The sequence below is a fragment of the Kitasatospora sp. NPDC058170 genome (genome assembly GCF_042883905.1).
GTDB lineage: Bacteria > Actinomycetota > Actinomycetes > Streptomycetales > Streptomycetaceae > Kitasatospora.
Genome location: NZ_JBHVUV010000055.1, coordinates 1 through 20,124, shown reverse-complemented (window position 1 = coordinate 20,124; position 20,124 = coordinate 1). Strand labels below are relative to the sequence as shown.

Annotated in this window: 13 protein-coding genes and 1 pseudogene; 6 read left to right on the top strand and 8 right to left on the bottom strand. The window is 74.3% G+C overall.

Annotation, left to right across the window (positions count from 1 at the left end; all coding sequences use genetic code 11):
- Positions 1–124 precede the first annotated feature (124 nt).
- Entirely contained in the window at positions 125–1,303 is a 1,179-nt protein-coding gene (locus ACFVVX_RS36295) for a serine hydrolase domain-containing protein (RefSeq protein ID WP_387952218.1), read from the top strand.
- A 493-nt stretch (positions 1,304–1,796) separates the two neighbouring features.
- Complete coding sequence (locus tag ACFVVX_RS36290) at positions 1,797–2,711, top strand: spherulation-specific family 4 protein (RefSeq protein ID WP_387952216.1); 915 nt, start codon at positions 1,797–1,799, stop codon at positions 2,709–2,711.
- Positions 2,712–2,866: 155 nt separating this feature from the next.
- Here ACFVVX_RS36290 and ACFVVX_RS36285 read toward each other — a convergent pair whose 3' ends face one another.
- Positions 2,867–4,954, bottom strand: coding sequence for a transglycosylase domain-containing protein (locus ACFVVX_RS36285; protein ID WP_387952214.1), 2,088 nt, complete (start codon positions 4,952–4,954; stop codon positions 2,867–2,869).
- A 523-nt stretch (positions 4,955–5,477) separates the two neighbouring features.
- On the opposite strand from ACFVVX_RS36285, the gene ACFVVX_RS36280 reads away from it, so the two are divergent.
- The 3 genes from ACFVVX_RS36280 to ACFVVX_RS36270 all read left to right on the top strand — a co-directional run bounded on the left by ACFVVX_RS36280 (position 5,478) and on the right by ACFVVX_RS36270 (position 11,470).
- On the top strand, positions 5,478–8,375 hold the full coding sequence (locus ACFVVX_RS36280; RefSeq protein WP_387952213.1) for a hypothetical protein: 2,898 nt from the start codon (positions 5,478–5,480) through the stop codon (positions 8,373–8,375).
- Between the two features lie 159 nt (positions 8,376–8,534).
- Entirely contained in the window at positions 8,535–10,130 is a 1,596-nt protein-coding gene (locus ACFVVX_RS36275; RefSeq protein WP_387952211.1) for a hypothetical protein, read from the top strand.
- Positions 10,131–10,318: 188 nt separating this feature from the next.
- Positions 10,319–11,470 (top strand): AI-2E family transporter, encoded by a 1,152-nt coding sequence (locus ACFVVX_RS36270; RefSeq protein ID WP_387952209.1) that lies wholly within the window; start codon positions 10,319–10,321, stop codon positions 11,468–11,470.
- Here ACFVVX_RS36270 and ACFVVX_RS36265 read toward each other — a convergent pair.
- The 6 genes and pseudogenes from ACFVVX_RS36265 to ACFVVX_RS36240 all read right to left on the bottom strand — a co-directional run.
- A complete protein-coding gene (locus ACFVVX_RS36265) occupies positions 11,461–13,827 on the bottom strand; it encodes a GH92 family glycosyl hydrolase (RefSeq protein ID WP_387952208.1) in 2,367 nt (788 codons plus the stop codon). The two genes, ACFVVX_RS36270 and ACFVVX_RS36265, sit on opposite strands and share 10 nt — an antisense overlap.
- Positions 13,828–14,041: 214 nt before the next feature.
- Positions 14,042–14,554 carry a hypothetical protein gene (locus tag ACFVVX_RS36260; protein WP_387952206.1) on the bottom strand — a complete coding sequence of 171 codons (513 nt, stop codon included), beginning with the start codon at positions 14,552–14,554 and terminating at the stop codon, positions 14,042–14,044.
- A 408-nt stretch (positions 14,555–14,962) separates the two neighbouring features.
- Entirely contained in the window at positions 14,963–15,955 is a 993-nt protein-coding gene (bla, locus tag ACFVVX_RS36255) for a class A beta-lactamase (RefSeq protein ID WP_387952205.1), read from the bottom strand.
- Between the two features lie 146 nt (positions 15,956–16,101).
- Positions 16,102–17,361 (bottom strand): serine hydrolase domain-containing protein, encoded by a 1,260-nt coding sequence (locus tag ACFVVX_RS36250; RefSeq protein ID WP_387952203.1) that lies wholly within the window; start codon positions 17,359–17,361, stop codon positions 16,102–16,104.
- 289 nt (positions 17,362–17,650) lie between these two features.
- Positions 17,651–18,091 carry an NUDIX domain-containing protein gene (locus ACFVVX_RS36245; RefSeq protein ID WP_387952202.1) on the bottom strand — a complete coding sequence of 147 codons (441 nt, stop codon included), beginning with the start codon at positions 18,089–18,091 and terminating at the stop codon, positions 17,651–17,653.
- Positions 18,057–18,524, bottom strand: a pseudogene (locus ACFVVX_RS36240) (tetratricopeptide repeat protein); the annotation flags it as partial. The pseudogene ACFVVX_RS36240 and the gene ACFVVX_RS36245, both read right to left, overlap by 35 nt.
- A gap of 86 nt (positions 18,525–18,610) precedes the next feature.
- On the opposite strand from ACFVVX_RS36240, the gene ACFVVX_RS36235 reads away from it, so the two are divergent.
- Complete coding sequence (locus tag ACFVVX_RS36235) at positions 18,611–18,784, top strand: hypothetical protein (protein ID WP_387952201.1); 174 nt, start codon at positions 18,611–18,613, stop codon at positions 18,782–18,784.
- Between the two features lie 106 nt (positions 18,785–18,890).
- On the opposite strand, the gene ACFVVX_RS36230 is transcribed toward ACFVVX_RS36235, so the two are convergent.
- Positions 18,891–19,853, bottom strand: a complete 963-nt coding sequence (locus tag ACFVVX_RS36230) for a phosphatidylinositol-specific phospholipase C (protein WP_387952199.1) — start codon at positions 19,851–19,853, stop codon at positions 18,891–18,893.
- Positions 19,854–20,124 lie beyond the last annotated feature (271 nt).

Here is a 20,124-nt window from a genome sequence, read left to right as displayed (position 1 = left end):
CGCCGAACGCGGGTGGCGCCGAACGAGTGGATTCGCCGGAACGCGTACCGGACGGGGGCCTCCGCCCGGAGGGCGGATGGTGACGTTGCCATCCGAGCCCCCGACACGGAAGAGGCGCCCCGACATGCGACCCACCCCCTCCCGCCGCCTGTTCGTCACCGCGCTCCTCGCGGCGCCCGCGCTGGCCTCCGCGCCCGCCCGGGCCGCGGGCACCGCCCGCTCCGCGGACGACTACCCGCCGGACGGCCTCGGCCCCGAGCTGACCGCCCGGCTGGACCGGGCCGTCGAGGACGTCCGCCTCCAGGCCGCCATCCCCGGCGTCGTCGTCGGACTGTGGCTGCCGGGCAGGGGGAGCTACGTCCGCGCGACCGGTGTCGCCGACACCGCCACCGGCACCCCGATGACCACCGATCTCCTCGTGCGCATCGGCAGCGAGACCAAGACCTTCACCGTCACCGCGCTCCTCCAGCTCGTCGACGACGGCCTGATCGGACTGGACGACCCGGTCTCCGCGTACATCGACGGCGTGCCCTGCGGCGACCGGATCACCCTGCGCCAGCTCGCCGAGATGCGCAGCGGCCTCTTCCCCTACACCTCCGACCCCGACTTCATCCGGGCCCTGGAGAGCGACCCGAGCCGCTTCTTCACCCCGCAGGAGGTCCTCGCCTACGGCTTCAGGCACCAGAACACCTTCGGACCGGGCGAGAGGTTCGAGTACTGCAACAGCAACCTCGTCCTGCTCGGACTGGTGGTCGAGAAGGTCAGCGGCCACAGCCTCGTCGACGTCATCCACCGGCGGGTGCTGCGCCCGACCGGGCTGCACCGCACGCTGTTCCCGACGGGGCCCGGCTTCCCGGAGCCGCACGCGCGCGGCTACACCGACCAGACGCCGGACGGCGGGATCGCGGACGCCACGGACTGGAACCCGAGTTGGGCCTGGGCGGCGGGGGCGATGATCTCCGGCCTGCACGACCTGCGCCGCTGGGCCGAGATCGTCGCCGTCGGGACGCTGCTCAGCCCGCAGACCCAGTGCGAGCGGCTCAAGGTGCTGCCGACCGGCTTCCCCGGCACGAACTACGGCCTGGGCATCTTCGAGACCGGCGGCTGGATCGGGCACAACGGCTCGATCCCGGGCTACGAGACCGTGACCGTCCACCTGCCCGCGCAGCGGGCCACCCTGGTCATCATGATCAACACGGACATCTTCTCCCAGGGCCAGGAGCCGTCCACCCTGCTCGCCCGGGCGGTCACCGAGATCGTCACCCCGGACAACGTCTACGACCGCCCGGTCCCCCCGCGCTAGGGTCCGTCTTCAAACTCCCGTCGTTCGCCCGCAGGGCGGGCTTGGCGGCGTTCGGGTGCGTGCATCGCAAGGCGGAGGAGGGAGCCACTGCGGTGGGGGCACCTCCCGGCCGGAGGCTGGGGGCCATTGGCGACTGACGACAACGCGGCGTGGGGGTACCTCCCGGCCGAAGGCTGGGGGCGTGCGTGCCCGGGCGTCGCCAAGCAGGCGGGAGTTTGAAGACGGACCCTAGGGTCCCCGGTCCGCGCGGAACCCCGGCTGCGCCGTCCGCGCCGGCCGGGCCGCGTGAAGCCATGCTTCCACGAACTTCCTTTTGTTCTCCCGAAGTTGGCCACCCGGGCGGGGGTGGGCCGGTAGGAATGGGGGCGTTCGGTCCGCCCGGGCCGGGCGGGAGGGGGACGCCGGGGGCGGGGATGGCCGCGCCCGGACACCGCGGGGACGTCACCCCTCGACCTCCATCACCCGATTCCCACCTCTCCGATCAAGGGACACGATGCGTTCGTTCACCAAGACCCTGCCCGCACTCCTGGTCGGCGCGGCACTGACCGCCACCGCGCCGGCGCCCGCCGCGGTGGCGTCCCCCGGCAGCGCCGCCGCGGTGGCCGCCGACAGATCGCGGGGCCTGGAGGTCGCCGTCCCGGCCTACGTGCTGCCCGGCGACCCCATGCTGGCCGGTCTGCCGACCACCCACCCGGCGCCGTCGATCGTCATCCTCAACCCCTACAACGGGTACGCCCCGTTCGACGCCGCCTGGCAGGCACAGGCCGACGCCCTGCGCACCGGCACCACCGCCCACGGCAGCCGCACCCGGGTGCTGGGCTACGTCGACACGGCCCACGGCACGCTCCCGCAGGCCGTGGTCCGGGCCACCGTGGACAACTACCTCAAGACCGCCGACCACCGCCTGCACGTCGACGGCATCTTCTTCGACCAGTCCGAACGGGACTGCGGGGCCGCCAACGCCACCCGGGACTACTACGCGGCGCTGCGCGCCTACGTCCAGGAGACCGTCTACGCGATATCACCGCAGGCCCAGGACCTGGTCGTGGACAACCCGGGCACCGCCGTCGCGGACTGCTACCTGGAGCCCGGCCACCGTACGGCCGACGTCTTCGTGACCTTCGAGGGCCCCTACGCCGACTACGCCGGCGGCTGGTTGGGCGGCAACGTCTTCAACTCCACCGCCGGCTACTACTCCGGCGCGACCCTCGACCCCAGCGGCACGGCGTTCTGGCACCTGGTGTACGGCACCCCGGACGCGGCCGCCATGCGCAGCGCCCTGGACACCGCCTACACCCGCGGCGCCGGCTACGTCTACGCCACCGACGACGCCATGGACATCCCCTGGGACGCCGCCCCCGGGTGGGGCTTCACCGCCGAGACCGCCTACGCGGCCACCAAGGGCTGACAAGAGCCGACAAGAGCCGGCGAGGGCTGACAGAGCCGGCGGGGGCCGACGGGGGGCGAACGAGGCACAGGCCCGCCGCCCTGACCCGGGTACGCGCACCCCGCGCGGCCCGGGTCAGGCCCGGGTCGGACCCGCGCCGGGCCCGTGCCGCCCGGTCAGCGCTGCTGGCCGGGCGGGGTGGTGGCCGGCTGGCTCGCGCCGGTCTCGGTGGGGCTCGGGTCGGGCTTGGGCGGCAGCGGGTCGGGGATGTCGGCCATCTTCAGGGACTGCTTGGGCGCGCCCCGCAGGGCCCGGTTCATGGCGTCCTGCCAGATCGGCCCGGGGCCGTCGGCGCCGAACACCTCGGTGCGGTGCTTCCCGTTGATGGTGATGTTGCGCATCTCGACGCCGCCGTTCGGGCCGCCGAGCCAGACGGCGGTGGCGAGCTGCGGGGTGTAGCCGTTGAACCAGGCGGCCTTCTTCTGGTCCGAGGTCCCGGTCTTGCCGGCGATCTGCCGGTTGCCCTCCAGGTTGAGCGCCATGCCGGTGCCGTCCGCGGTCACCCCGTTCAGGATGGTGTTGATCGCCTGCGCCGTCGTGTCGGAGAACACCTGGTCGCACCGGCCGGCCGGGGCGGGGACGTCCTTGCCGTCCACCGTGGTGATCCTGGTGATGGCGACCGGGTCGCAGTGCTTGCCCTCGGCGGCGAAGGTCGCGTACACGTTGGCCATGGTCAGCGGGCTCACCTCCTCGACGCCCAGGGCCATCGCCGGGACCTCCTCCAGGGGTTTGCCGCTGGCCCGGGAGGTGATGCCGAGCTTGTTGGCCATCTGCTTGACCGGGCAGAGCCCGATCTCCTGCTCCATCTGCACGAAGTAGGTGTTGACCGAGAGCGCCATCGCCTTCTTCAGCTGGTAGGGGCCCTTCTCGCTCGCGGACTCGTTCGGCACCACGGCCTTGGGCCGGGAGTCGTTCTTCCACGTCCCCGCGCAGGTCTTCATCGTCGGGTACTCGAGCCTGTTCGGGGAGGAGTACTCCTGGATCGGCGACAGGCCCGCCTCCAGCGCCGCGGCCGCGACGACCGGCTTGAACGTCGACCCGGGCTGGAAGCCGTTGCCGCCGCCCATCGCCGCGTCGACGTTGAGGTTGACGACGGTCTGGTTCTTGTTCTTGTCGAGGCCGTACGGGCGGGTCTGGGCCATCGCCAGGATCTTGCCGCTGCCCGGCTCGACCATGCTCGCGGCGGCCGAGACGCTGTCGGTGACGCGCACGTTGTCGCTCACCGCGCTCTGGGCGGCGGACTGCTTGTCCGGGTCGAGGGTGGTGTAGATGTTCAGGCCGCCCTGGTCCCAGAAGCCCTTGCGCTCGGCGGCGGTCTTGCCGAACACCGGGTCCTGCTTGACCACATGGCGCACGTAGTCGCAGAAGAAGCCCATTCCGGCGCCGGCGGTGATGCAGCCGTTCTGCGGCTCCTTGAACCTCAGGCCCAGCGGGGCGGCCTTCGCCTCCCTCGCCTGCTCCGCGGTGATGTGCTTGTTCTCCAGCATCTTGTCGATCACCACGTCGCGGCGGGTCTGCGCGGCCTGCGGGTGCAGCCGCGGGTCGTAGGCCGACGGGTTCTGCACCAGCCCGGCCAGGGTCGCCGCCTCGGCGACCGTCAGGTCCCTGTTGCTCTTGCCGAAGTAGCGCTGCGAGGCGGCCTCCACGCCGTAGGCGCCGTTCCCGTAGTACGTGATGTTCAGGTAGTTGGTGAGGATCTGGTCCTTCGTCAGTTCCTCCTCCAGCTTGATCGCGACCTTCAGCTCCTGGATCTTGCGGCCCAGGGTCTTGCGCTGCGCCTCGTGGACGGCGGCCTGGTCGTCGCCGGCCTTCTCGACGTTGACGTTCTTCACGTACTGCTGGGTCAGCGTCGAGGCGCCCTGCGAGGCGGTGCCGCTCTCGGCGTTCTTGCTGAGCGCGCGGAGCACGCCCTTGAGGTCGACGGCGCCGTGCTCGTAGAAGCGCGCGTCCTCGATGTCCACCTGCGCCTGGCGCATGAGCGGGGACATCTGGTCGGCGGTCAGCACCGTGCGGTCGCGCTCGTACACCTTGGCGATCAGGCCGCCCTTGGCATCGAAGATCTGGGTGGCCTGGGTGAGCGGCGGGGTCCTGAAGTCGTCGGGGATGTCGTCGAAGCCCTCCGCCGTGCTCTTCGCCGTCAGCCCGAGCGCCCCGGCGGCGGGCAGGGCCATGCCGGCGAGCAGCGCACCCGACACCACGCTCACACCCAGGAACGTCGCACCGTAACGGGCCAGCCGAAGCGGCGAATTGCGCGGCGGGGGGAGGGGCGCGCTATCGGATGAATTCCATATCGGGGGGAGATTCGATGCCATGCCGGAACACTAGCCGCCCACCTCAGGAGGACCGAACCACCTTGTCCCGCAAGGGTGTCACAACCCTGTGACAAAAGCCGTGGAAGTTCCCTAACTTCCATTCGCATGCGTACCGAATCATCGCGGGGGAGGAATTCAACGGCCACCGCAAGGAATTCGACAGCCACCCGCAAGAAGTTCGGTACGCCCCTCCCGCCCTCCCGCCCCGACACCATGAAGACGCCCCGAGCGGGGCGAAACGTTGCACACGAACCCGGGCCCCCGCGGACCGCTGCCCCGACGGCCGCACCGGAGCTGCCCTTTCGGCACACACTTCGCACAGATCCCTTCCCCCGCGGGCACCACTTCTGACAGCATCGTCCGCTATCCCGTGACGGAACGTCGGTGACCGCCGTCCCACCCGACGGAGGACCAAGTGACCACCCCCGCCCGCCGCCGCACCCGCCCGACCCGCCCCGCCCGCCCCACCGGCACGGCCCCCGCCGCGACCACCGGCGACCACCGCCCCGCCCCCTGGGTGCGCACCAGGCTGCGCACGGCACCCTCGGCCGCGCTGCTCACCGCCGCCCTCGCCTTCGCCCTGGTGTTCCTCGCCGCCGCCTTCCCCCTGGCCCTGGACCGCGGCGCCGACGCCGCGCTCCGCGACTTCCTCCACGACCGCGGCCCGCTGGAGACCAGCCTGCTCAGCACCGCCGCACCCCTCGACGGCGCCGAAACCGTCGCCGACCTGGAGAAGGTGGCCGGCCAACTCCTCGCCCACACCGGCGAGGGCTTCTCCGTGGTCCCCTCCGGACCGGTGTTCGGCGCCCGGGGCATCCAACTGCGCGCCCTCACCACCCCCGGCCTGGACCGCCCGGACGGCAAGACCGTACCCACCCTGCAACTGCTCTACCTGCACGGCCTCACCGACCACACCACCCTGGCCGCCGGCAGCTGGCCGAGCGGCACCACCGCCCCCGGCGACCCGATCCCCATCGCCGTCAGCCTCGCCGCGGCCGAGGCCATGGGCATCCGCCTCGACGCCGTCCTCGACGACGACTCCGTCCCCGCGAAGAAGGTCCGGGTGACGGGCTTCTACACCGTCACCGACCAGGCCGACCCGTACTGGTCCGACCTGCCCTGCACCGGCCGGGCCTGCCTGGTGCGTTCCCCCAGCGAGCCGAACGCCCGGCACTGGCACACCGCCGGGGTCGTCGGCGGCGACAACCTGCCCGCCCTCGCCACCTGGGGCCGCCAGGTACGCGACTTCTGGCGACTGCCCGTCGACACCGGCGCCCTGCGCGCCGACCAACTGCCCGCAGCCCAACGGGACCTCGCCTCCTACCTGACCGGGCCCACCGCCACCCGGCTGATGGCCGCCATCGAACGCACCGACCTGGCGACCACCTCCCGGCTGCCCGGCCACCTCCGCCAGGCCGTCATCCGCCAGGCCGCCGTCGCACCGCTGGCCCTGATCGGCCCGGCGGCCGTCGCCGGGATCGCCGGCGTCGTCCTCGCCCTGGCCACCGCCCTCACCGTCGAACGACGCGGCGCCGAACTCCGGCTGCTGCGCGCCCGGGGCGGCTCCGGCACCGGCGTCCTGCTGCGCCTGACCGGCGAAGGCGCGGCCACCGTCCTGCCCGCCGCCGCGGCCGCCACCGCACTGGCCCTGTGGCTGCTGCCCACCCCGCGCTGGACGGCGGCCGTCACCGCCGCCCTGGCCACCACCCTGCTCGCGCTGCTCACCGCCCCCGTCCGGGCCGCCCGGCCGACGCCCCGGAGCCACCCCGGCAAGGCCGCCCGGCGCGGCCGACTGGTCGCCGAACTCGCCGTCCTCGCCCTCACCGTCGCCGCCGCGGCCGGCGTACGGCGACGCGGCGCCGCACCCCCCGGCGACGACCCCGACCTGCTGCTCGTCGCGGCGCCCCTGCTGATCGCCCTCACCGCGGCCCTGCTGCTGGCACGACTGCTGCCCCTCCTCGCCGGCGCCCTGGCCCGCACGGCCGTGCGCCGCCCCGGAGTGGTGGGCTTCCTGGGCCTGGCCCGCGCCGCCCGCGGCAGCGACGGCCGCCCCCGCCCCTCCGTGCTGCCGCTGCTCGCCCTGGTCCTCGCCGTCACCACCGCAGGCTTCGGCACCAGCGTGCTGGGCGGCGTCGACCTCGCCCGGCAGCGGGCCGCCCGGCTCACCGTCGGCGCGGACGCCTCCGTCGCGGCACCGCCCGGCCTCACCCTGCCGCCCGGCTTCGGCCCGGCCGCCGCCGCCCTGCCCGGGGTGACGGCCGCCACCGCCGTCCGCACCGAGAGCGAGGCGTTCCTGCTCGAAGGCATCCCCGGCGTCGGCACCGGCGTCGACCCCCACGCCACCCAGATCACCCTGGTCGTCGCCGAACCACAGGCGTACGCCCGGATCGCCCGGACCGTCGGGGCGGGCACCTTCGACCCGGCCGCGCTCGCCGCCCCGGCCGGCCAGGCCACCGGGGAGCCCACCGTCCCCGCCCTGTTCAGCGGCGACCTCGCCCGCCACCTCGGCCCCGGCGGCCACCGGCTGCGGCTGCCCAGCGGCGCCGAGGTCCTCGCCGTCCGCGCCGGCACGGTCGACACCACCCCCGCCCTGCCCGGCACCACCCGGCCCTTCATCGTCCTGCCGACCCCCGCGGCCACCGCCGTACTGCCGGAACTCGCCCAGGTCACCCACTGGCTGGCCATCGGCCACATCGACGAGCCGGCCCTCGCCGGACTCGTCCGCCAACTGCCGCCCTCGGCCCTCTCCGACCCCGGCGCCCCGCCCTCCGGACCGACCGCCTCCGCCGCCGTGGTCGGCAACGACCCCGAGGCCCTGCGCAGCGGCTACGTGACCCGCACCAGCGCCTCCGTCACCGCCGACCTCGCCAAGGACCCGCTCCAGGCCGCCGCGGGCCGCCTCTTCCGGCACGCGGTCACCGCCGCCGGGGCACTCACCCTGCTCGCCGTCCTGCTCACCCTGCTGCGCGCCGCCCCCGACCGGGCCGCCGTCCTCGCCCGGCTGCGCACCATGGGCCTGCGGCCCCGTCAGGGCCTGGCGCTCATCCTCGCCGAGACGCTGCCGCAGACCCTCACGGCCGCGGTCGGCGGCGCCCTCGCCGCGCTGGCCGCCGTCGCCCTGCTCGGACCGGCCGTCGACCTGTCCACCCTGGTCGGAGCCCCCGTGTCGGCCGAGCTGCGGCCCACCCCCGGCCCGCTCCTCCTGCCGGCGGCGGCCCTCGCCGCGCTGACCACCCTCACCGTCCTCGTCGAGGCCCTCACCGCCGGCCGCCGCCAACTCGCCACCCACCTACGGGTCGGCGACAGCTCCTGACCGGACCGACCGCGCCGGACCGACGGCCGGCGCTGTCGGTCCGGGGCGGTCGGTCCGGGGTGGTTGCCGGCAGCGGCCCGGGCGGACGCCCCGGCAGGGCCCCCGGCCGGCACCGAAATGGGGGAGCGGCAGCCGGCGGGCGTCCGGCAGGATGGCGAGGTGAACCTCTTCTCCCGCCGCCGCAAGCCCGCCCCGGCCCCCTCCACGGACGGCGGCGCCCCGGACCGCCTCCGGCTGGCCATCGCCGGGGCACGGGCCCGGGACGGCGCCGCGTTCGAGGAGCTGATCGCCGCCCTGCCGGCGGCCGCCCCGGCCGGGCGCAGCGAGGACCGGGCGGCGGCGCTGGGGCTGCTGACGGAGCATCCGGAGCTGCTGCTGCGCCTGGACGCCTTCCTGCGGCGGGAGCCGTGGTACCCGGCACACCCCGCTTCCTCCCTGCCGCTCACCGGCGCCGACCCGGTCGCACTCGCCCTGGCCGCCTCGCACCCCGACGGCCGCGTCCGCGAGGACGCGGTACGGCGGATGCTGGACCGGCCGCGCCCCGAGCTGATACCGGTCCTGGTCCTGCGGACCAGCGACTGGGTCCGCCAGGTACGGGAGCCGGCCTGCGGGGGCCTGGCCGTCCTGCTCCACGACGACCCCCGGCTGGCCACCCCGGCGGCCGTGCGCACCGCACTGCTGGTCAACCGCCGCCGCCGCGGCGCCTTCGCCCACGACCAGCTCCGCGCCGCGCTGCTGGCCGGGCCGGCCGCGCCCCTGTCGGGCACGTCCCTGTCGGGCACGTCCCTGTCCGGAAGGCTCCTCACCGCCCCCGAGCCGGCGGTGCGGCGCTTCGCCCTCGACACCACCGCGCACCGCCTCGGGCTGCGCGACCTCACCGCCCTCGCCGAGAACGACCCCGACCGGCAGATCAGGGCCCGGGCCGCCGAGGCCGCCGCCCGACAGGCGCTCTGGACCGACCAGGCCGACCTGCTGCGCCGCCTGGCCCGCAGCCGCCACGCCGAGGTGCGGATCGCCGCCCTCACCGGGCTGATGCGCGCCGGCTCCCCGCAGGACGTGCTGGCCGACCTCGACGACCCGTCCGCACTGGTCCGGGCCCTGGCACGCGAGGCGGCCCGCCGCACCGGCACGGACCCGCTCGCCCACTACCGCACGGCGGTCCGGGCCGACGAGCCGCGGACCGGGGCCATCGCCGGGCTTGCCGAGACCGGCAGCCGCACCGACGGCCCACTGCTCACCGCCCTGCTGGACAACCCGGCCGCCCCGGTCCGCGCCCAGGCGCTGCGCGCCCTGCGGAGCCTCGACGCGGTGCCGGTGCCCCGGGCCACGGCGCTGCTGCGGGACGCCTCCGGCACGGTGGTCAAGGAGGCCGCCACCGCCCTGATCCCCAGCGCCGCCCAGGTGCCCGCCGACCTGCTGGGGGAGCTGCTCACCGACCCGCACCGGCCGGCCGCCCGACGCGCCGGCTACCGGCTGCTGGCCCGGCACGACCGCCCCACCGCACTGCGCGCCGCCCTCGTCCTGAGCGCCGACCCCCACCCCGGACTCGCCGCCCGGGGCAGGACCGACGCCATCGCCCGGATCCGCGGCCTGGCCCCGCGCCGCCGACTCGCCGACCCGGCCCCGCCCCTCGACGCGAGCCCCGCCCTGGCCGCCGAACTGCTCGCCCTGGCCGGGCAGCCGCGCACCGGGCTCCCCGAGGACGCGGTCCGCCTGCTGCACGACCTGCTCCACCCGGTACCCGGCGCGCGCTAGCCCGGCCCGGCCCCGCCCCGGAACCGGGTGAAGGATCGACCGCACGGCGGGTGCCCGTCGGCGCGGGAACAGCCCGCGCGGCGTTCCACCCGCTATCCAGGGTTCATGTCGCCTACGCACCCCAGCAGCCCCCGGCCCCACGGCAGGCCCCCGACCCCGGGCGCCCCGCCCCCCACCGGCGGCGCGGCATGCGGGTGAGGCCGCCCAGGCCCCGCCGGCCCGCGACCGGGCCCGCGCCCACGACCGCGAACGGCGCAGGCCCGGCACTGCGCCGCCTCTCCGACTACGCGTGGCGACTGCTGGTCGTCGCCGTGGCCGGGTACCTGGTGCTGACGGTGCTGGGGCGGTTCCACCTGATCACGCTGGCCGCCTTCCTCGCCCTGGTGATCACCTCGGTGATCCGGCCCGTGGTCGACCTGGCCGCCCGCGCCGTCCCCCGCCCGCTCGCCGTGCTGATCGGCCTGGCCGTGGCGATCCTGGTACCGGCCGGGCTGCTCACCCTGATCGGCGAGAGCGTCGCGGACGACGTGGACCGCCTGACCAGGGAGTTCCAGGGCGGCCTGGACCGGCTGGAGAGGGTGCTGCAGGGACCGCCCCTGCACCTCGACCCCACGGTCTTCGACGACCTCCAGCACAAGATCTCCGACTTCGCCGCCAAGCACCGCTCGACGCTGATCAGCACCGCCGTCAGCGGCGCCCACCGGGTGGTCGAGGTGGCGACGGGCGCCGCGCTCGCCCTCTTCATGTCGGTGTTCTTCCTGCACTCCGGGGAGCGGATGTGGCGGTGGACCGCCTCCCAGCTGCCGCCCGCCGCCGCGGACCACCTCGACCGGGGCGGCCGGGCGGCCTGGCGGACCTTCGCCGGCTACACCCGCGGCATCTTCATCGTCGCCGCGAGCAACGCGGTCATGGTCGGCATCGCCCTGTTCCTCCTCGGCGTGCCGCTCGCCCTGCCGCTGACCGTGCTGGAGTTCCTCGCCTCCTTCGTCCCGCTGGTCGGCTCACCGGTCGCGATGCTGGTCGCCTCCCTGGTGGCACTGGCCGCCCGCGGCCCGGTGACCGCGATCGTGGTGCTGCTGCTGATCGTGGTGATCGGCCAGATCGAGGGCCACCTGCTCCACCCCCTGGTGATGAGCCGGGCGGTCAGCCTGCACCCGGTGGTGGTCGCGGTCGCGGTACTCGCGGGCAGCATCGCGGCCGGGGTGATCGGCGCCGTGGTCGCCGTCCCCGCCGCCTCGGTGGCCTGGTCGGTCTACGCCGAACTGCGCCCCCCGCGGCCGACGCCGCCACCGACGCCGCCACCCGCGCAGGCCCGCGCCGGCGGGCCCGCTCACCCGTAGCGGACCGGAGAGGGCACGCCGGACCGCCGCCCGGCGGCGGACCCCGGCCGGGCGGCGCCGGCGCCGAAGGAGGGCGGCGCGTCCTCGGGCGCGCCGCCCCAGCCGGTGTCGGGCTGCTCGGCGAGCGTGAAGGCCACCGTCCCGCCGCGGCGCAGGAGGTCTTCACCGAGCCAGGGGCGCCGCGTCGGCCGGGAGTCGACCTCCAGCGCGTGGACGTAGCGGGCCGCCTCGGACGCCCCCGGCGCCGAGACGTCGATCACGGCGCCGTTGCCCCGGCGGATGGTGACGGCGGGGAACAGCGGGCTGGCCAGGACCAGTTCGGCGCGGCCGGGCACCTGTGGGTACATCCCGAGGGCCGCCCAGACCGCCCACGCGGACAGCTGCCCGAGGTCGTCGTTGCCCGGCTCCCCGTCGGGGGCGTCCGTGAACAGCGCGGTCAGCGCCCGCCGCACGACGTCCTGGGACCGGTACGGGCGCCCAGCGTAGGCGTACGCCCACGGCACGTTCGACGAGGGCTCGTTGCCGAGATAGGCGTGCGCGGAGTCGGGCCCGGCGTTGAACTCGGCGAAGAACTCGTCCAGCCGCTCGGCCGCCGCCGCGTCGCCGCCCGTCGCGTCGAACAGGCCGCGCAGGTCGTACGGGACCATCCAGGCGTACTGCTCGGCGCTGCCCTCCACGAAGCCGCTCTGCTGGGTGGGCCGGAAGTCGGGCCACGTCCCGTCGGCACGGCGCGGCTGGAGGCGGCGGCTCCCGGCGTTGAGCAGACCGCGCCAGTTCGCCGAACTGCGCAGCAGGGCGTCATGGGTGCCGTACGCCCCGATCCGGGCGGCGAGTTGGGACAGCGCGAAGTCGGCGCCGGTGTACTCCAGGGTGGTGGCGGCGGGGCCCCACACCCCGTCGGCGTCGGCCGGGACGTAGCCGATCGCCTCGTACTGCTCGTGGCCGGGGCGCTCGCGGGAGTCCCGGCGCCCGGCCAGGGCCAGGCGCAGCAGCCCGGCCGCGTCGAAGTCGGTGCCGCCGAAGGCGTGGATGGTGGCGGCGATGACCGGCAGCGGGTCGCCGACCATCACCCCGGTGCCGCCGTTGGCCAGCGTCCAGCGGTCGAAGTAGCCGGCGGTGGCGCCCTGGTCGACGATCGACTGGGCGATGTCGCCGGCCCGCGCCGGGTCGAGCAGCGCGACGAGCTGGACCTGCGAGCGGTAGACGTCCCACCCGGAGTAGTCGGCGTACTGGGCGTGGCCGGGCCGCGCGGCCCGGACCGTTCCGTCGAAGCCGGGATAGCGGCCGTCGGCGTCGCTGAGCAGGCTGGGGTGCAGCATCGCGTGGTACAGCGCCGTGTAGAACACCCGGCGCTGCGCGGTGGTGCCGCCGGACACCGCGATCCGGCCGAGCAGGTCGTTCCAGGCCCCGCGGGCCGCCGACCTGACCTGCTCGAACCCCGAACCGGGCTGCTCGGCACGGAGGTTGGCGCGGGCACCGGCGGCGCTGACGAACGAGATGCCGACCCGGGCGGTGACGGTCCGGCTCCCCGAGGTGTCGAAGGAGACCAGGGCCTTCGCACCGGACTCCGCCCGGGCCGCCGCACCGGCCACCGGCTCCGACAGACCGCTCCCGTCCGGGCGGGCGGGCTGCGGGGCGACTCCCTCGCTCCCCCCGGCGGCGCTGCGCCGACCGGTGTCGACACCGCCGGAGTCCACGATGCCCGCGCTGGTGAACGGCCGGTCGAACTCCGCGTGGAAGTAGACCCGGTAGCGGTTCCCGGTGCCGCAGAAGCCGCCGCTGTCGGTGTAGCCCGAGATGGTGTCGGCCCCGATGGACAGGGCCCCGGAGGCCCGGTTGAACGCCCGGCCGGCGTCGACGGTGAGCGAGGCGGTGTGCCCCTCGGGGTAGCCGAAGCGGGCGATGCCCGAGCGCGGGGTCACGGCCAGCTCGGTCCGCAGCCCGTTGGCGAAGGTGACGGCGTACGAGCCCGGGGCGATCACCTCGTCCTCGTGCCGGAACTCCGCGTGGTCCACCGGCGTGCCGTCCAGCACGGGCAGGAACGGCGTGGTGCCGTAGTCCCCGCAGCCCGCCCCGGAGATGTGGGTGAGGCTGAAGCCCGCGATCCGCTGGTCGTCGTACAGGTAGCCGCCGTGCTGGTACGTCGCGGTGTCCGGGCTCCACTGCACCATCCCGAACGGCGCGGAGGCACCGGGGAAGGTGTTGCCCGCGCCGCCGCCGTTGCCGAAGTCCGGCGCGCCCTGCCGCGTCCCGACGTAGGCGTTCACGTACCCGGCCGGGTCCTCGACGGTGACCGCGGCCCGGCCCCGGTCCGCCACCGCCGCACCCGCCGGTGCGGGCAGCAGCCCGGCCAGCACGGCCGCGGCGACACCCGCGGCGACACCCGCGGCGCGTGCGCACGACCCGGACCTGGACCTGGAGCTGGACCTGAACCACCGCACCGCGCCTCCCGCGACTGTCGGGCCGTCGGCACATCGTGCCGCCCGCACCGGGGCCGGCCGGGCGGCGACAGGCGACAGTCCCCCGACCGGCCCAACCGGGACCGGCTCGACCGGGTTCGGTCCAGCCGGGTCAGGCCCGCCCGGGCCCCGCCGCCCTCCGCTCCCGGGCCCGCACCCACGAACCCGCCCCGACCAGCAGCGCCGCCCCCAACGCGTACGCCGGCAGCCAGCGCGTCGTCGTCGCCGCCAGGCACACGTCGACCACCTCGCGGCTCTGCTCCCGCTGCACGTACGCCAACGCCTCACCCCCGCGACCGGCCAGATCCCCCAGAGCGGCCTGCGTCCGCAGACTCTCGTACCGGCCGGACTCCACACACCCCTGCCGGGCGCCCGGCACGGGGAACAGCCAGTCCCAGCGCTGCAGGGCCGGAGCCGCCGCCAGCGCCACGCACAGACCCACGACCAGCGAGTACGCCGCCAGACTCAGCCCGTAGGAGGCCCGCCGACCCGGCACCGGAACCGGCACCCGGCCGAAGGACAGCACCACCACGAGAAGCGTCACACCGAGATAGGTGGAGAACCACTGCCACGAGCCCTGCGCGAGCGAGAACGCCAGCACCACGGCCAGCGCGGTCCCCAGCACACCGGGATCACCGGCCACCCGGTCCCCGCCCGCGGCCAGGGGACCGCGGACACCTCCACTGCCGCGCCCGCCCAACGTTCCCCCGCTCCCTGCCTGTCCGCCTCCGGGGCACTAGTGCCGCGTCAGGCAACCTTCGCCCCGTCGCGACGCCCGGCACGCACTCTCGCCGCACCGGCCGAAAGCCCAAGTACGTCCAGTACGAGGACTTCCGGCCGGCACGCCGATAGCACGCACCGGACGCCGCTCCTTGACGGGCAAAAGTTGCCTGACGCGGCACTAGCCTCCCGCCCCCACCCGCCCCCACCCCCCGCGACCACACCGGTACACCCCCGGACCCCACCCGCCCGGCCCAGCCCCACCCCGGGGACGCGCCGGAATCCCGGCCGGGGCCGGCGTTCCCGCGAGGTGTCAGACCAGGGCCGCCGCCAGGACCGCGGCAGCCCCGGCGACCAGCGGTTCGTCCGCCGCAGCGCCGGCGTCCTGCTTGGTGGACAGGACCGCCAGGACGACGGGCGTCCCGTCCGGGGCCCAGGCGATACCGACGTCGTTGGTGGTGCCGTGGGCGCCGGTGCCGGTCTTGTCCGCGAGGGTCCAGCCCGGCGGGAGCCCGGCACGCAGGCGGGCGGCGCCGGTGGTGTTGGCGAGCAGCCACGCGGTCAACTGCCGCCGGTCCCGCGGCGCGAGCGCATCCCCGAGCACCAGCTCCAGGTGGCTGCGCCCCACGGCGGCCGGGCTGGTGGTGTCCGTCGTGCGCTCCGGCTCGGCGGAGTTCAGCGCGGGCTCCCACCGGTCGAGCCGCGTCACGTCGTCGCCGATGGACCGGCAGAAGCGGGTGATCGCCGTGGGGCCGCCGAGCTCGCGCAGCAGGAGGTTGTCGGCGGCGTTGTCGCTGTGGCCGATGGCGGCGGCGCACAGCTCGGCGACGGTCATGCCGTTCGCGAGGTGCTCGGGCGTGCCCGTGACCGGGGCGTGGCCCGCGTCCGCGACGTCCTTCCCGGTGTACCGGATCCGCCGGGCGAGGAACCCGCCGTCCCGGTCGAGGTCCCGCAGGACCGCGGCGGCGGTGAACGTCTTGTGCACCGAGCAGACCGGGAAGAGCTCGTTGGCGCGGTGCACCACGGTCCTGCCGGTGACCGTGTTCCGGGCGAACACCCCCAGCCGGGCGCCGTGCTCCGCCTCCAGACGGGCCAGTGCCCGGGCGGGGGCGTCCCCGCCCGGCGGCGCACCGCCCGCCGCGTGGGTCGGCCCGTCCACCGGGTGGGCCGGCTCGCCTGCCGCGTGGGCCGGCCCGCCCGCGGACACGGCGGCGGCCAGTGCCGTCCCGGCCCCGAGGGTCAGAGCCGTCCCGGCCCCGAGGGCCAGTACCGCGCGGCGGCTCGGCCGTGCTGCGAAGGTCTCCACGATCGCATCCTCCTTCTGTTCGGCCTCTTGTTCGGCAACGATCCTTCGGAGATCAGGACGCTCCGACGGCCCGGGGAGTTCGCCCGTTCAGGGGAGTTCGCCCGGCCCGGGCAGGAAGAGGAGGAACACGTCCGGAGGGCGACGCCTCAGGACCGGTGCGGCGGGAAGAGCTTCGCGAGGACGAGCTTGGTCAACTCGTCCGACGGCGCCGTCCCGTCCGGCGACTGGTTGAGGTTGACGAGCACCACGACGGTCGCGCAGCGCTCGGGGTCGTAGCCCACGAAGCTGTTGTAGCCGGGGATCTGGCCGTCGTGGCCGAGGAACCCCGCGAAGTCGGCGATGCCGAGCCCGTACGTCGGCTTGCCGGGCTGGTCGGAGGTGGGGACGAAGGTCAGCCGCTCCCGCTGCAGTTCCGGGCTCAGCAGGGCCCCGGTGGCCAGCGCCGGCGCCCAGCGCCGCAGGTCCTCGACGGTGGAGACGGCGGCGCCCGCGGCCCAGGCCCACGAGGCGTTGACGTGCGTGACGTCGTACGGGTTTCCGGCCGACCAGTCCGCCCAGGCGGCGTCCTTCCCGGTCAGCACCGGGGCCGTCAGGCTGTCGACGTTGCTGATGAACTGGTAGCCCTGCGCGCGCGGCCCCGGGATCGTGGCGTCGCTGTCCAGACTGGTCCCGGACATACCCACCGGGTCGAAGATCCGCTGCCGGAACAGCCCGGCGAGCGGTTGGCCGGTGAGCTGCTCGGCGATGAGGCCGAGCAGCACGTAGTTGGTGTTGGAGTAGTGCCAGCCGGCGCCCGGCGGGAAGTACGCCGGGTGGCGGAAGGCGACGTCCAGCAGCTCCTGCGGGGTCCACTCGCTCTCGGGGCGCTGGTCGAGGCGCTCGTTGAAGGCCAGGTCCTCGGAGTAGTTGTACAGCCCGCTGGTCATCTGGAGCAGCTGGCGGATGGTGATGTGCTCCCCGTCCGGCACCCCGGGGCGGTGGGCCGACACCGGGTCGTCCAGCGACAGCCTGCCCTCCTGGACGAGCTGGAGGACGACCGTCGCGGTGAAGGTCTTGGTGATACTGCCGACCCGCATGTGCTGGTCGGTCCTGACGGGTGCCCCGGTCGTGAGGTCACCGGTGCCCAGGGCCGCGGTCCAGGTGCCCCACTCGGGCGTGCTGACGGAGACGACGGCCCCGGGGACGCGCAGCCGCTGCATCAGCGCGATCAGGTCCGGCGTCAGCTGCTCCGCGAACGGCGCCGTGCGCACCACGCGCACGTCCCGCGGGTCGGCGGGGGAGCCCAGCGCGGGCGCCGCGGCGGTCAGCGGCAGCAGGCCGGCCAGCAGCAGCGCGGCCCAGCGGCGGCTCCGGGCCCGGGGCGGCCTGCGGGACCCGTGCGTCGAGGGGCCGGCGGGAGCGGTCATCGGGCCGGTCTGCATACGGGCATCCAGGTCGTCTCGGGGGAGTGGTCCCACCTGGTGTAGCACCGGGCCGCTCACGCCGGACCGGCTTGCGCCGTCGGTGGGCGTGTCCGGTGGCCGGCCGGCCCCCGCCCCGGAGCCGCCGGGAGCGAAGGCCGGCCGGACCGCCCGGGAGCCGTGGTCGGCGGCGGGGTGGAGCTGGCTGCCAGGCGGATGCGCAGGATGCACGCCACAGCGGCAGAAGCGCTCGGCGTGACGCCGACCGCGGCTCCCACGATTGGTGCTCCACTTCCTACCAACTGTCGAGCGACACATCAGGTCCGCCAGCCAGGTAGCGGGTAAGGGCGCTCGCCGTAGTGGGGACAAAGTCTTGGGGGATTGCATCAGTTGAGATCCAGCAGACCTGGGCGTGCTTCTCCGGCTCGACGTTGACGGGGTCGCCTGACCATTCGTGGGTGGCGAAGACGACCGTGAGGAAGCCGTTGGGTGCCTCCACACCTCGTGCGCCGTGGATGACGTGGGCCAGGCGCAAGGCTTCGGGGGCGACGACCAGGCCGGTCTCTTCCTTGAGCTCTCGGACCGCGGTCTCGGTGATGGGCTCTCCGGGCTCGCTCTTGCCGACGGGGAGGTCCCACATCCCCTGGGCGAACTTGGCTCGGGGGCCGCGTTGGAGAAGTACCACTCTGCCGGTCTCGCGGTCGTGAACGATCACGGCAGCGACCAGCAAGGTCATGGCGTCTGTGGCAGGCCTGGCTCCAGGTCGCAACGGCCTCGTCGGCGCGGGTCTGGGCGGCAAGGCTGTCCCCAAGGTCGGCGTACGTGAGCACGTGGACGCGCTTGTACTTCTCGGCGTCCCAGCGAAGAAGCGCGGCTCGGTGCTGCTGCTCGGTGCCGACGTGATCGGCGAGGTCGGTCAGGGTTCTGGCGGTGTGGCTGGCCACGGTGCCTGCGGCGGGTCCGCTGACCAAGGAGAAGCTGGGCTGCGGCTCGGCGCGCCTTGTCAGGGCGTCTTCGGCGGCAAGCAGGGCTTTCGCGGCGGCGGGTTTCTCACCGGTGGCTGCGTGCGCGCGAGCGTGGGTGATGTGCAGAAGGGCTTCGGTCTGGCCGTCGATGTAGCCGAGGCTCCGGGCGAGCGCATTCTCGATGATGTCAACGCAGTGGTGAGGCGGTCCTGACGGTCCTCGACTGGGAAGGCTGGGGTGTCGCTCCTGCCGGGTACGACGCGGCGCTGTTGTACTCGTACAGCCTCCTCGTGCCGGACACCGCCGCCGAGGTCCGTCACCGACTCGCCCGCATCCTCGATACGCCGGCCGGGCAGTTCGCCGAACTGGTCGTTATCACTGAACTTCTGCAGACCACCACTCGGGGCGACAACCTCGACCTCGAGGGGCCCCTGCGAAGGAGGCTCTCCGCGATCACCGGATGACCGGCCCTCGACCCCCTGGCCGAGGGCCGCGCGTTGGCTAGCTCTTGGATACCCGATGCGCCCGCGGCCCCGCTTTACACGGGGGCCGCGGCGGGACCGGCAGGTGCTACACGAAGTTCTTGTCGATCAGCATGTGCAGCACGTTCACGTGGAAGTCCGGGAAGTCCATCGGGACGATGCCGAACCGGGCGCGCTGCTCGGTGCGGGCCTTCAGGTACGGGTAGACGGTCTGGTCCATGAGGGTCTGCGCGTTGCTCTTGGGCCAGTTGCCGTTGGCGAAGCTGAGGAAGTTGACGAACATCTTCGGGTGGCCCGGGTTGAGGAAGGCCTTGTCGAACTGGCCGACGATGTACTTCCCCTTCTTGACCAGGGGGAAGGCCTCGTCGATCTCCCAGACGTCCTGGGCGTCGACGTAGCTGTTCTGGGTGCTGGACCAGTTGATCAGGCCCCAGTCGTTGGCGAAGTCGGCGAGCAGCACGACCTTCCCGCGGGCGGCGTCGATCGTGGGCCAGCCGTAGAAGTGGAACAGGCTCCGGAAGCCCAGTTCGTTGAAGTAGTAGTTGATCCGCCGCCTGAACTCGACCTCGCCGAGCGCCTGGCCGCCGGCGTACTCGTTCTTGAGCCGCATCACGACGGTCTCGGTGGGGTGCGACTGCAGGAAGGACCTGCACTGGTTGAGCACGTCCTGGAGCCGGATGTACTGGTAGGCGCTGGAGTGGTAGATCCCGAGCTCGTCGGGCGCGCCCTGGAGGCCGTTGCAGCGGATGTCGAGGAAGCGGATGCCCTCCTGCAACTGCTGGGTGATGCCCCAGTTCTGGGTGTGCGACCACTCGGTGCCGTAGTTGGGGTTCTCACAGCAGGAGTCGTGGGTGCCCGGGATGGTGAGGCCGCGCAGGGGCACGCCGTCCTTCACGTGGCGCATCCAGTTGTCGGTCGGGAACCCGCGCGGGGTGGTCCGGGCGCCGGCCCAGGCGGCGGAGGGGAGGGCGAGACCACCGAGCCCACCGACGGCGGCCGCACCGCCGACTCCCGCACTCCACCTGAGAAGGTCACGACGTGCAATACCCATGCTGCAGCTCCTTCGGCCTTGCGTCCGGCGGCGACTTGCACTCCCACTTCCCCTAACGCGCCCACGGAGAACGCCGGTTCACCACTTGTCCCTGCTTGGTGACGATGTCTCTTCACGTCCTCCCGGCGTCCGGTGAACAGCCCGGCAGCACCCGATCAAGTTCAAGTAGCGCCTGGCTAGTACTCCAGCAGGACTTCGACGTTTTGCCTGATCAGAGGGCTGCGCGGTGAGTGTAGTGGGCTGGTGCCCGTCAGGGGCGGTCTCCATGGGA